Origin of the sequence: Paenibacillus zanthoxyli JH29 (assembly GCF_000520715.1) — a bacterium.
In the GTDB taxonomy this organism is placed as follows: Bacteria; Bacillota; Bacilli; order Paenibacillales; family Paenibacillaceae; genus Paenibacillus_AQ; species Paenibacillus_AQ zanthoxyli.
Genome location: NZ_ASSD01000509.1, coordinates 1 through 13,010 on the forward strand (window position 1 = coordinate 1; position 13,010 = coordinate 13,010).

Below are 13,010 nucleotides of genomic sequence, written 5' to 3' on the forward strand. Positions count from 1 at the left end.
TGCCGATATCGATAAAATCCGCTTTAATTCACGGAAATTTGCACGCTGATGATCTCGTCTTTCTTCTCCAGCGGAACAAGAAGCTTGCCGGTCGAACGCCGGTCGGCGATTGGCGCGGCTTCCGAAGAGAAAGGGTGCAGCGCCCCTTCGCGTGTAATGGCAGTCAGTTCGAACGGTTCTCTGCAGTAAAATGCGCCGGCAATGCGGCTGCCGTTCGGACGAACGCGCTTGCCTTCTTTGAATTCAAATGTCGGCAATCCCTTGCCGCCCCGGCTCTGCGGCATATAATCCAGCAGCAGGCTTCGCTTGCCGTAGCCCAGCTCAGTCACAACCAGAACCTCTCCCTCGTCATCCGAGACGCGGAAGGAGGACACCACCTCATCGCCTTCGCGAAGCTGAATCCCTTTTACGCCGGCCGCCACGCGGCCCATCGGGTTGACTTCGCTCTCGCGGAAGCGGATGCTCATTCCTTCCTTGGTGACTAGCATTAGATCTTTGTCTCCACTGCTCAGCATAACGGTCAGTACTTCGTCCTCCGCACCCACCTTGCATGCGGCTACAGCACCGCTGCGGTTGGTGAAGTATTCCTTCAGCTCGGTGCGCTTCACCTGCCCCTTGCGGGTTATAAAGAACAGGCTTTGGTCAGACTCTTCGAAATTGCTTACAGGTATCATTCCGGCTATGCTGTCTCCCTTGCCCAGACTGATCACGTTTACAGCCGCAGTGCCCGGATCTTTCCATTTGAACTCCGGAATCTGATGGACGGGCAGCAGGAAATATTGCCCTTTGCGTGTAAATACCAGCAGACTGTCCCGAGTATTGACGTCAAGCAGGTTAGCGATGTAGTCGCCTTCCTTGACGCCGGAAGAATTCCGTTCGCCGCCGGAGCGGGTGAAGGATAGCATACTTGTCCGCTTGATATAGCCGTCCCCCGACAGCGCAACAAGCACATCCTCTGCGTTGACCAGCGCCTCAATGCTGACCTTGAGCTCTTCCACCTCGACCTGAATGGCGGACCGGCGGTCGATGCCGTATTTATCACGGATCTCCATCAGTTCCTTACGGATGACGCCGATCAGCTTCTTGTCGCTCTCCAGAATGCTGCGCAACGCAGCAATTTTCTTCTGCGTCTCCTCCAGTTCCTTCTCCAGCGTCTTGATCTCCAGATTCGTCAAGCGGTACAGCTGGAGAGTGAGGATCGAATCGGCTTGTCTTTCGCTGAAGCCGAACATCCAGACCAGATTGTTCTGGGCGTCCTGACGATTCTTGGACGCTTTGATGGCGGCGATTACTTCATCCAGAATATTGAGGGCCTTGACCAATCCTTCCAGTACATGTGCCCGATCCTCCGCCCGCTCCAGATCGAACTGGGTGCGATGCGTAACGACTTCACGCTGATGGGCAATGTAAGCTTCAAGGATAGCCTTAAGGCCAAGCTGCTGCGGCGCTTTATTGACAATAGCGACCATGTTGAAATTATAAGTGATTTGCAGGTCGGTCTTCTTGAGCAAGTAGGCCAGAATCCCCTGCGCGTCGGCCTCCTTCTTCAGCTCCACAACGATCCGCAGACCTTCGCGGCCGCTTTCGTCGCGTACTTCCGCGATGCCTTCAACTTTTTTCTCAAGGCGGATATTCTCCATAGCGGTAACAAGACGCGATTTGACGACCTGAAACGGAATTTCGGTAATGACGATTTGCTGCTTGCCGCCGCGAAGATTCTCTATCTCCGTCTTGGATCGCAGATAGATACGCCCTTTGCCTGTCCGGTAAGCGTCCATAATTCCGTCGCCGCCCATAATAAGCCCGCCCGTCGGAAAGTCCGGCCCTTTCATAAAGGTCATGATCTCCTCAAGCTCGATCTCCGGCTTCTGCATAACCGCAATGCTGGCGTCGATCGTCTCGCGCAGATTATGCGGCGGGATCTCCGTGGCAAAGCCGGATGAGATGCCGCTTGTGCCGTTTACGAGCAGATTCGGATAACGCGAAGGAAGGACGACCGGCTCTTTTGCCGTATTGTCGAAGTTATCCTTAAACAGCACGGTCCGCTTCTCGATGTCACGCAGCATTTCCATGGCAATCGGTGACAGCCGGGCCTCCGTATAACGCATGGCTGCCGCAGGATCATCATCCATCGAGCCCCAGTTGCCGTGTCCGTCAACGAGCACATGCCCCATTTTCCAAGGCTGCGCCATCCGTACCATGCCCTCATAGATCGACGAGTCGCCGTGCGGATGGTAGTTCCCCATGACGTCACCGACTGTCTTGGCCGACTTGCGGTACGGCTTGTCTGGTGTATTGCCCGAATCGTACATCGCGTACAGTATTCGGCGCTGCACGGGCTTCAGCCCGTCGCGGACGTCGGGAATGGCCCGATCCTGAATGATATATTTGGAATACCGGCCGAATCGGTCGCCGACGACCTCTTCCAGAAATGCCGGCAAAAATTGTTCGGATAAACTGCTCATGCATTCACCTTCTGTTCCTCAAACTGTCGCCTTTATAAAAGATTTGGTGATTTGCGCGGGTGCTGCGCGACGGTTTGGACTTCCGGCCGCTGTTGTCTCCAGATTCCCTGAAATTAACCCTAAAGGGGGGGAATCCGGAGACAAAGGCGGACGCTAACGCTCCTCCAGTTCCAAACCTTTCGCTCTGCTTCGCAACACGCCAAAACATTTAAACCTCGAAATTCTCGTCACTACTCCGCAATCTCGGTGAAATCGACATTTTCGACAATCCAGCGCTTGCGCGGATCAACCTTGTCGCCCATCAGCGTGGACACACGGCGCTCCGCCTTGGTGGCATCCTCGATCTGCACCTGAAGCATGGTCCGCGACTCGGGATTCATTGTCGTCTCCCATAGCTGATCGGGATTCATCTCACCCAGACCTTTGTAGCGCTGGAGCTCAAAGTTTTTGCCGAACTCTTTCAAATAGTTCTGAAGCTGCTCATCCGTCCAGGCATATCTGACCGTTTCCAGCTTGCCCGATTTGCGGGTCAGCTTATACAGCGGAGGCTGAGCGATATATACCTTCCCTGCATCGATCAGCGGCTTCATGTACCGGTAGAAGAACGTCAGCAGCAGCACCTGAATATGCGCGCCGTCCGTATCCGCGTCGGTCATGATGATGATTTTGGAATAATTGCAGTCTTCGACTGTGAAATCCGAGCCGATTCCTGCGCCAATGGCATTAATGATCGCCCGGTATTCATCGTTCTTGAGTATTTCCGGCAATTTTGCCTTCTCGGGATTCATCGGCTTGCCCTTGAGGGGCAGAATCGCCTGAATCTTGGAATCGCGCCCCTGCTTCGCCGAGCCGCCTGCGGAATCGCCTTCCACAATGAACAGCTCGGTGCGGGAAAAATCTTTGGATTGCGCAGGCGACAGCTTGCCGCCCAAATTAGAACCTTCGCTGCGCTTCTTGCCGCTGCGTATTTCATCCCGCGCTTTACGGGCCGCCTCACGCGCTTTGGCCGCCTGAATGGATTTCCTCAGCAGACTCTGCGCCACCTGCGGATTTTCTTCAAGAAAGCGCTGCATATTCTCGGAGACGATAAAATCAACGGTGCTTCTCGCCGAGGCGCTGCCGAGCTGGTCCTTGGTCTGGCCGACGAATTCGACCTCGGACATCTTGATGCTGATCACGGCCATCATGCCCTCCCGCAGGTCGCTGCCATCCAGATTCTTATCTTTCTCTTTCAGCAGCCCCGTGCGCCGGGCGTAATCATTCATGACGCGCGTATACGCTGTCTTGAATCCGGTCTCGTGCGTACCGCCGCTGCGGGTCGGAATCGAGTTCACGAACGATGCGATCGTTTCGGTAAATCCGCCATTGTACTGAATCGCGACCTCTACCTCTATCTCATCCTTCTCGGCGCTGAAATGGATGACGTCATGCAGCACATCCTTGCCATCATTCAGATAGCGCACAAATTCGCTGGCTCCGCCCTCATAATAATATTCGTCCTGGCGTCCGCCCCGCTCGTCCGTCAGGGTGATGCGCAGTCCGGAGTTGAGGAATGCGATCTCCTGAAGCCGTTCAGCAAGCGTATCATAGTTTAGGGAGATGCCTCCCTGGAACACGCGAATATCCGGCTTGAATGAGATCTTCGAGCCGGTCTTGTTCGTATTGCCCAATATCTCAAGACCTGTAACGGGTTCTCCAACATGTTCTTTACCGTCTTTACCGACCCAATATTCAAAGCGCTGGCGGTGTATTTTGCCCTCCCGGTAGATCTCAACCTCAAGCCATTCCGACAGAGCGTTCGTCACCGAAGCGCCGACGCCGTGCAGACCGCCCGATTTCTTGTATCCCGAGCCTCCGAACTTGCCGCCGGCATGCAGGATGGTGAATACGACCTGCGGCGTCGGAACGCCCGTTTTGTGCATACCTGTCGGAATTCCCCGGCCGTTGTCGGTAACGGTTACCGAGCCGTCTTTACGCAGCACGATATCAATTTTTGTGCAGTACTTCGCCAAATGCTCATCCACTGCATTATCTACGATTTCCCATACCAAATGGTGCAGTCCCGAGGAACTCGTACTGCCGATATACATGCCGGGCCGTTTGCGAACCGCAACCAGACCTTCAAGCACCTGAATGTCGTCAGCATCGTATCCAGTCCGGTCTGCTGCGCCGTTCTTTGAGATTTCAGCGAACATATCGACCTGTTCAGACATTCATGTTCCCCCTTCTCTTCTCTAATCCCAAAATGCAAACAAATGTTTTGGTTACTTTGTACATTCTAATTCAAAATATCCCTTTTCGTAAAGACGGCGAATGAAATGATTACAGACACGATCCCCCAAATGCTTAGAACCGCAATAGAAAAGGGCAGTGACATCCCTTCAATCGGTGCCGGAGAACCGGACAGATAATTGGTCAGGCCCAGGTTAACCATGAACAGGTACTTGGCCGAAGTCCAAGCCGATGCCATGTTGGTAAGGATTGTGCCGGCGATTAGCGCGGCCATCATAACGACGATGCTGGCCGCCGTACTGCGGAACAGTACCGAAACCATAAAGGCCAGCAGGGCAACAACTACGCTGACGAACCAAATGAGACCGGTCTGCATCAGCATATATTCCCATTGCGGCACCGAATGAACCGCGGACATATCGACCGAGTCGCCGCTTAGCTGAAAGCCGGTGAAGACCGGCGCGTTAAAGCCGCTGTACCCGAAGGCCAGGCCGGAGATAAGGTAGCTTACCAGAAAGGCTGATACAATAATCAGAGACACAAACATCAGCAGCGCGATCATTTTGCTCATGAGCACCTTCCAGCGCTTAACGGGCCGGGTCAACAGCATCTTAATGGTTCCCGTCGTGCGTTCTCCGGATACAATATCGGAAGCAACCGCCATGATCATTAGCGGGATGAACAATGAAATCGAATTGTCCAAAAATTCGCGGGTAAAGGTCACGCCGCTGGGCTCGTTCGGATTCACATCATGATCGAGATAATACTGCATCTGCTGGATAAAAACTCGCCGGTAAGTCTTCCACTCCTCCGGAATCCGGCTGCTGCTGAGCGAATTTTCGTTATCGGTAATCTGCTGCTGCAATTCCAGCCGCCAATCGGAACTGAACTTCGCCCTGTTCCGTTCCGCCGAACGCATCTGGGCATAGGTGAACATCGGAACAAGCACGACCAGAATAAGCAAAATGACGTAAAAGCGTTTCTTCTTGATTATTTTCATGCACTCATTACGGATGAGCGGCAGCAGGCTATTCAATAGTCTCACCCTCCGTCAGTTTCAAGAATAGCTGTTCCAGTGTCGGGTTGATTTTATGCACGGCTCTGACCTCGACTCCCGAGGCGACGAGCGCCGCGACAGTATCCGGTACGGCATCGTCATCCATAATCGTTACTGCGGACCCGCTCCTCAGATTCGCAGTGACTGTATCATCCAGCGTAAGCTCGGCCGGGTCTGCAAGCCGGATTCCCTCTCTAGACTCCAGCAGGGCGGCGCCCTGTTCGTACGGCTCCAGCTCCCACAGCACATAAGGCGAATTGCGGGCGACAAGCTCGCTCACGCCGCCAACGGCCAACACGCGTCCTCTGCTGATAATGGCGACACGGTCGCAGAGCAGTTGAATTTCGCTCAGCAGATGGCTGGATACGAACACCGCCATTCCCTCATCAGCGAGTCTGCGGATGAATTCCCGCATTTCTTTGATGCCCTTGGGATCGAGACCGTTCGTCGGCTCGTCCAGAATGAGCAGCCGAGGGCGTCCGAGCAACGCCTGTGCGATCCCCAGACGCTGGCGCATACCAAGCGAGTAAGTTCTCACTTTATCATGTATACGCTGGTCAAGCCGGACAGTCCGGGCAACCTCGGCAATCCGCTCCTCGTCAACCCCTGACTGCATACGGGCGAAATGCTGCAAATTCTCCCAGCCGGTCAAATATGAATAGACTTCAGGATTTTCGACGATGGAGCCGACATATTGCAGCGCCTTTTCGGGCTGTTTGTTGACGTTATAGCCGCATACGGTAATGGAACCTTCGCTTGGCCGTATCAAATCGACCAGCATGCGAATGGTCGTCGTCTTGCCCGCTCCGTTAGGGCCGAGAAAGCCGAAAATCTCCCCTTCCCGGACGTCAAAGGTAACGTTGTCGATGATACATTTTCTTCCTATTTTTTTGCGGACGCCGTCAACGGATAAGACGACGGCTCCGGCACTGTTTTCGTTGTCATGCGTTATCATGCACTCCACCTCTTTCCCCTACCTTATCGCCTGAACAATCCGGTCCGCCATCCGCTGATACCCATCGCCATTCGGATGAAAATGGTCGCTGGACAAATATTTGCCGAGATGGCCGTTAAATAAATCAAGAGTCGGGACAAGCGTCATGCCGGTGTTGCGGTTAATGATATCCATTGCCGCATTATTCCAGGACGTTACCGCCTGATTACCCGGAATAAGCATCTCCCTAAGATCCCCGAAAGGATTATAGAGACCGATATAGTAAATTCGCGCCTGCGGATTAATGTCGGAGATCGAGCTTAGAATTTCCTCCAGCCGTTTCGAGGCGCTGGGAAGACTCGTGAGGAGTTGCTCAGGATTCAGATCCTTTAACCCAGCGTTCTCCGAGGAACCGCCGCCGGGAACCGCAGCGCGTCCCACAGCGGCACCTTCGCTCCCTCCGGAACCCGCTTGAACTTCTGCTGACCCTGACGCGGCTTTCCTGCTCGCATCCGTTCCTCCCTCCGTTTCATTCAGCATCCGCTGCGCTCCCTGAAACAGATCATTACCGCCAATTGAAACAAGAATAATATTGGCCTGACGGAGGACATACTGTACGCCTTCTTCTTTCAGCTTGTCCCGCAGCCCGGCTGTTGTCAGGCCGTTAATGCCGAGGTTCCCGATGAGCTCGGTCTTCGTTCCGTCCGCAGACAAGCCTGCCACGGCCCGTCGCACAAAGCCCTCGCCCGTATTATCCCCCGTCCCCTTGGCCAGCGAGTCGCCAACAGCCGCGACCTTAAGAATGCCTGATTCTTCGGCGGGAGCCGCCGTATTCTGAGGAGCTTCAACGGAGTAGCTGGTCCCCCGGGGAGACATAATATCTCTAGCTGCATAAATGAAACCGATGACCAGCAGCAGCGTGGCCGCAATGGACACAAGGCTCAGACCCCGCCAGGTCCATTTGAAATCGTTCAAACCTATCCCTCCATCCGTTCGATAAGATGTCTTATATTTAAACATAATTCTTCTATCCTTATTTTGCAAATGTACTGAAAATATAGAGTATTATGAGGGAATTAAAAGAGGTGCAAAAAAATATTAAAAAAAGCTTGCATAACACTACAATTAGAGTTATACTATATTTCGTTGATCAATGAAACGGGTTATTAGCTTAGCTGGTAGAGCAGCCGACTCTTAATCGGCAGGTCGCAGGTTCGACCCCTGCATAACCCATAAATGTAGAAGCGTGGGAGTTCTCCCACGCTTCTTTTTCGTTTTTATAATAGGCTATGTTAAACCCAAAAGGGGGACATATTTCCAAACCCTTACTCCCTTCATAACTTATATTAGGCACTTACCCAGTGACGGCTGAAGTGTATAGAAGGGATGAAAATATTGGAAAATGAAAAATGGAAAGGCTGTATACCGCAACCGATAAGAAATGATGGTGCCGGTTGGTGGGATTTAGGACCTCGGGACGTCATGCGAGACCTTGAAAACCCTGACATGCTAGTTTCGCCTGTCACCGATGCCGGAACACTTCCTAACTTAAAGTTTTCTTTCTCCGATACTTATATGCAGTTAAATCACGGTGGTTGGTCACGGGAAGTGACTGTTAGACAACTTCCGGTTGCTACCACGATTGCGGGAGTGAATATGGCTCTGACACCGGGCGGTGTACGTGAGTTACATTGGCATCAGCAAGCGGAATGGGCTATCGTACTTGTGGGGCGAGCACGCATTACATCAGTTGACCAGAATGGCAGGAACTTTATTGCTGATGTAGGTGTGGGCGACCTATGGTACTTCCCTCCCGGAATTCCTCATTCTATTCAAGGGTTGGAAGAAGGCTGTGAGTTTTTGCTTGTCTTCCCTGACGGTAATTTCTCTGACCTCAATACTTTATCTATCTCAGATTGGTTCGCGCATACGCCAAAAGATGTATTATCGACGAATTTTGGTATTCCAACAAGCGCTTTTACACATATCCCGAAACAACAACGGTACATTTTTCAAGCAAATGTTCCCGGTTCACTTGAGAGTCAACAAGTAGCAGACCCACACGGTACGGTACCAAAAACTTTTACACATCGACTACTTGCACAAGAGCCGATTGTAACTCCGGGCGGGACAGTACGTATAGTGGATTCAACCAACTTTCCTATTTCGACTCAAATTGCAGCATCGTTGTTGGAAATCAAACCGGGCGCAATGAGAGAAATGCATTGGCACCCAAACAATGATGAATGGCAATATTATATCTCAGGTACGGCACGCATGACGGTTATGGCACCTAATGGTACTGCTCGTACTTTCGATTATCGTGCTGGGGATGTAGGGTACGTGCCTCGCGCCTTCGGGCACTACATCCAAAACACAGGTAATCAAAGTGTATGGGCGTTGGAGCTGTTTAAAAGTGACCGCTTTGAAGATATTTCACTGAATCAGTGGATGGCACTTACACCTAATCAATTAGTACAACAGAACTTAAATGCAGGACCAGAATTAATGAACTCATTGCAAAAGGAAAAACAATTTATAGTAAAAAACATGGGATTCTCTTATTACCCGAGAACTGATAGATAAGTACATTAGCACAATAAGGCTCTCGATTTTTATTGGATAGCTTATTGATTTAACATAGCCTTATAATAAAGAAAGACCGCCCTTCTCCTTAAGTGGAAGAAAGGCGGTCTCTCATAGTAACGCGGTAACCCAAATGTATTATTTTCCGATAAACTCCTGAGCCCAATAGTAATTGTCAAAGCCCACTCCGATATAGTTGAAATTCTTGTTCAGAATGTTGGCTTTGTGTCCCGGGCTGTTCATCCAAGCGTTCATGACTTCTTCCGGCGTACGCTGGCCTTTTGCGATATTCTCGCCGGCATAGTTATAAGTAACGCCAAAAGAGGACATCATATCAAACGGCGAGCCGTACGTAGGAGACGTATGATCGAAATAATTGTTGCTGCGCATATCCGTCGCTTTGGCCGCCGCGACCTTGTTCAGGCTGTCAAGAGCTTTCAGCGGCGCAAGACCGGCTTTGGCGCGTTCCTGGTTCACCAAGTCTACTACTTGTTGGACAAATGAAGATTTGTCAGACTGGGCAGCCTCAGGAGCTTTCTGCACCGGTGGCGCAGGCTTGGGCGCTGGGGCTGCCGGTTTTGCTACGGCCGGCTTTTCCGCTGGGGCTGCTACCGGCTTAGTCTCGACCGGCTTTGCATCCGGCGCTGGTGCCGGCTTAGCCTCAGCAGAATTGGGACAATCACCGCCTGTTGTACCTGTCAGATCCGACGGGAACGATTTACCATAATTTTGCTGAAGATATTGCATCAGCTGTTCAAAGCTGATTCCATTCTGGTCTGTCACCTGCGCCGAAGCCGCCTGTGCCTGCGATGGTATGGATATGCCAAGCGCCAGTACCGCCGCTACGCTTCCACTTAGTAGTGCTTTTACGATGTTGCTCTTCATTCCGCCATCTCCTCTTCTAGTTGTTGTGTCTATGCCGTATTAAGAGAATAGCGGCAAAGATTACAAAGTTGTAATATGTTCCTTGGACATTGTAACATACTACTCACCTGTTGTGTGGCGCTAATTTCTGCCAACTTCGGTGTATCTTTGTAATCTTCCTCTCGGCGCTGTGATCCTTTACCTTTAATGAAAAGACCGCCAGAACACTCCCTCGGTGTTGATCAGGCCCATAATCTCCGCAAAGGGAATACGGAAGGTTGGAAAACCTGCGGCGTAAGGGGCAATCTCGTAAGGTGCGAAATAAAGATAGAGCGCCTCTCCATCGACATAGAACGGCTGGCCTTGAGCAATGCCTTTGAAGGCGCCGGGGAATACATACGAGTATTGGGGATCCTGTTCGATCTGCCGGGCCACAATTTCGCTGAGTCTATCCGTGTAGTTGATCGCCGGCTTGAACAAATCTTTTAGCTCATAGAATTTGCCGGACCGCAAATCGATGGGCGTAAAAATACGGGTAGGCATTCCATGGGCGGCCCCATAGGGGAAGCGGTAACCTTCTAGCTCCAGCTGCAGCAGATTTTTGCGGAAAAAGGAAACGGAAAAATCACCCGTGTAGCTGTAATCCCGCTGGTCTTCAGGAATAACCTCATTTACAAGCGAAAGCTCTTTCAGTCTGTCATTGACTCGGGCGGACACGCGAGGATCGGAAAATCCCAGTACATACGGGTAGTAGACCAAATAATTGATGTCCGGTTTAAACTTCCGCTCTTCTACCCCGTAAGGAGGCCGGAGGGGAATGAGCGTATTTTCCTTCCACACCTGCTTTCCGTTACGGTCATAATAACTGGTGCGCTGATCCACATCCGCTCTAATCAGTCTTCCGCTGAATGAAAGGGTGCCCGAGCCCGGGACGACCGGCGGCTGTGCTGCCCGGTTCCCGCTTCGGTCAATGAAATAAGTCTCGTGTTCATCATATACGGAGGCGAGTCCCTCACTGTAATTGTTCACTCCGCGCAGCGGATGGGTGCCAAGTATCTGACCGGTTACAGCATCGGCTATGGTATACGAGGAGCCCCGGAACGGTTCAGCCGGCTTCAGAGGCGTCCCGAGCGCGACGCGGTTCTCCCCGAGCTGCTGGATGTACTCGTAGCTGGGCTGAATGACAAACGTCCCGTTCTTATCGATCAAGCCATAGGCGTTCTTATAGTTCTCCGCAATGTTAACGACTGCCCTGCCTTCCGAAAAAGACAGCGCCGACGTAAACTGCGGCTTAATGACCGGCTTTCCTTCCTCATCGATGTATCCGTACTTGCCGTTCTCCTCCGCCTGATAGGCAAGCAGGCCGTCTCCCGGATTACCGACAAAAGGGTAGTGGTACGTGTGCAGGACTTCGCCTTTTTTCCCGATTAATGCAAATTCTCCCGCCTGGACCTTGACCAGCGCCTTCCCATCTTTAAAGTCTGACGCATCCTCGTACCCAGCGGGAATGGCTTCCCGGGCGTCACGGTCCAAATAGCCGTATTTGTATTTGCCTTCCGTCTGCTTGGAAAACAGCGCACGCCCTTCCTGCAGAGAGTTCAGATAGTCGTATCTGCGTCCCGTTAACGGCTTTCCTTTCTCATCAATGAGAAAATAACCCCTGCTGTCGCTCGCAACCGCGCGTCCTTCTTCAAAAGAGCCGATAAACACGTAAACAGGCTTAACCACTTCTTTGCCCGCTGTGTTGATTAAGCCGCTGTGACCCTCAGTTTGAATGACGGCAAGCCCGTTCTCCTGAAATTCTTCGGCATAGTCGAAGCGGGGTTCAATGACCGTACGGCCGTTGTCTCCGATGTATCCCCAGAGAACCCCTTCTTTAAGCCTGAACGGTGCCGGGTGAAGGGAAATGGCCCGCAATTCGGCTTCGTCTTGAAATTCATCCCCCTCACCGCTATAGAGATCAATCCGGTACCAGCCAGGTTCAGAGGGTACAACCGCATAGGCAATCTCCGAGGTCCGCGCATCCTGCACCGGCTGGGAAATGCGCTCATTCCATCCGCTGCCGTCCCATTTCCAAACTTCCGCCGTCCTCCATGCATTCTTCTTTGCTTCCCGCGTACCGCTTAGATCAATTTTCAACATTTTCCGCTCCCCCTGACATAAGGCGTTTACCTATAGAATATGGGATATCCGCCCATTTTGTGAGGGATGACGACGAAAAGCCGCCCCCCGGACGGCGAAAAAATTCCGACGCTCCAAGGAAGCGGCTTGGCTAACGTGGTATTGAACTCTTTGTTAATGGACTGCCTGTTAATGGACCGCCCGCTTATTTCTTCGCGGAGTATTTCCGCATGTCGAAGGCAACAGCGGCCACAATGATAAGGCCCTTGATAATGAGCTGCCAGTAAGGGCTGACGCCGATAAAGGTCAGGCCGTAGTTGATCAGGGTGAAAATGACGACGCCGACCAACACACCGGGCACCGTACCGATGCCGCCTGTGGTGGATACGCCGCCGACGACGCAGGCCGCGATAGCGTCAAGTTCGTACATGTTGCCGTAGTTGTTCGTCGCGCCGCCCGTTCTGGCGGCTTCCAGCACACCGGCAAGACCGTACAGGGCGCCGGCGATAGCGTAAAGATACATCAGGTTCTTGGCAACATTGATGCCGGATACTTTGGCCGCCTGCATATTGCCGCCGATGGCGTACATGTTCTTGCCGAGCTTTGTTTTGTTAAAGACGACCCAGACAATGACCGCTACGACGAGGGCAATAATGACGATATAGGGGATGGAATACTGCCCCTTGCCGATAAAGCCGGAGCCTATATTGGTGAAATCGGGACGCAGGCCGCCGATCGGCTGGGGGTGGTT

General features: G+C 52.3%; 9 protein-coding genes and 1 tRNA gene. 2 read left to right on the forward strand and 8 right to left on the reverse strand.

All coding sequences use genetic code 11. The features are described from left to right. Window positions 1-23 precede the first annotated feature (23 nt). From gyrA to L691_RS0119440, 5 genes are all read right to left on the reverse strand, one after another. On the reverse strand, window positions 24-2,465 hold the full coding sequence (gyrA, locus tag L691_RS0119420) for a DNA gyrase subunit A (RefSeq protein WP_025692036.1): 2,442 nt from the start codon (window positions 2,463-2,465) through the stop codon (window positions 24-26). 230 nt (window positions 2,466-2,695) lie between these two features. Next, window positions 2,696-4,678 carry a DNA topoisomerase IV subunit B gene (parE, locus tag L691_RS0119425; RefSeq protein WP_025692037.1) on the reverse strand — a complete coding sequence of 661 codons (1,983 nt, stop codon included), beginning with the start codon at window positions 4,676-4,678 and terminating at the stop codon, window positions 2,696-2,698. Window positions 4,679-4,743: 65 nt separating this feature from the next. After that, window positions 4,744-5,733 carry an ABC transporter permease gene (locus L691_RS0119430; RefSeq protein ID WP_025692038.1) on the reverse strand — a complete coding sequence of 330 codons (990 nt, stop codon included), beginning with the start codon at window positions 5,731-5,733 and terminating at the stop codon, window positions 4,744-4,746. Beyond that, window positions 5,726-6,709 (reverse strand): ABC transporter ATP-binding protein, encoded by a 984-nt coding sequence (locus tag L691_RS0119435; protein ID WP_025692039.1) that lies wholly within the window; start codon window positions 6,707-6,709, stop codon window positions 5,726-5,728. The genes L691_RS0119430 and L691_RS0119435 overlap by 8 nt, the downstream gene beginning before the upstream one ends. Window positions 6,710-6,727: 18 nt before the next feature. Continuing rightward, complete coding sequence (locus L691_RS0119440; protein WP_025692040.1) at window positions 6,728-7,663, reverse strand: GDSL-type esterase/lipase family protein; 936 nt, start codon at window positions 7,661-7,663, stop codon at window positions 6,728-6,730. Window positions 7,664-7,848: 185 nt separating this feature from the next. Here L691_RS0119440 and L691_RS0119445 point away from each other — a divergent pair. Together L691_RS0119445 and L691_RS0119450 are read left to right on the forward strand one after the other, a co-directional pair. Then, window positions 7,849-7,921 (forward strand) — tRNA-Lys (locus L691_RS0119445). A 162-nt stretch (window positions 7,922-8,083) separates the two neighbouring features. Further along, on the forward strand, window positions 8,084-9,274 hold the full coding sequence (locus L691_RS0119450; RefSeq protein ID WP_408634768.1) for an oxalate decarboxylase family bicupin: 1,191 nt from the start codon (window positions 8,084-8,086) through the stop codon (window positions 9,272-9,274). 138 nt (window positions 9,275-9,412) lie between these two features. Here L691_RS0119450 and L691_RS0119455 read toward each other — a convergent pair whose 3' ends face one another. The 3 genes from L691_RS0119455 to L691_RS0119465 all read right to left on the reverse strand — a co-directional run. Then, complete coding sequence (locus L691_RS0119455) at window positions 9,413-10,159, reverse strand: CAP domain-containing protein (protein ID WP_025692042.1); 747 nt, start codon at window positions 10,157-10,159, stop codon at window positions 9,413-9,415. 183 nt (window positions 10,160-10,342) lie between these two features. Beyond that, window positions 10,343-12,280 carry a WG repeat-containing protein gene (locus tag L691_RS0119460; protein WP_025692043.1) on the reverse strand — a complete coding sequence of 646 codons (1,938 nt, stop codon included), beginning with the start codon at window positions 12,278-12,280 and terminating at the stop codon, window positions 10,343-10,345. 184 nt (window positions 12,281-12,464) lie between these two features. Continuing rightward, window positions 12,465-13,010, reverse strand: a 546-nt coding sequence (locus tag L691_RS0119465) for an ABC transporter permease subunit (protein WP_025692044.1), incomplete at its 5' end; no start/stop codon positions are given.

Coding starts and splice junctions, on each gene's coding strand:
- gyrA (WP_025692036.1), bottom strand. CDS start 2,465: ATGAGCAGTTTATCCGAACAATTTTTGCCGGCATTTCTGGAAGAGGTC.
- parE (WP_025692037.1), bottom strand. CDS start 4,678: ATGTCTGAACAGGTCGATATGTTCGCTGAAATCTCAAAGAACGGCGCA.
- L691_RS0119435 (WP_025692039.1), bottom strand. CDS start 6,709: ATGATAACGCATGACAACGAAAACAGTGCCGGAGCCGTCGTCTTATCC.
- L691_RS0119455 (WP_025692042.1), bottom strand. CDS start 10,159: ATGAAGAGCAACATCGTAAAAGCACTACTAAGTGGAAGCGTAGCGGCG.
- L691_RS0119460 (WP_025692043.1), bottom strand. CDS start 12,280: ATGTTGAAAATTGATCTAAGCGGTACGCGGGAAGCAAAGAAGAATGCA.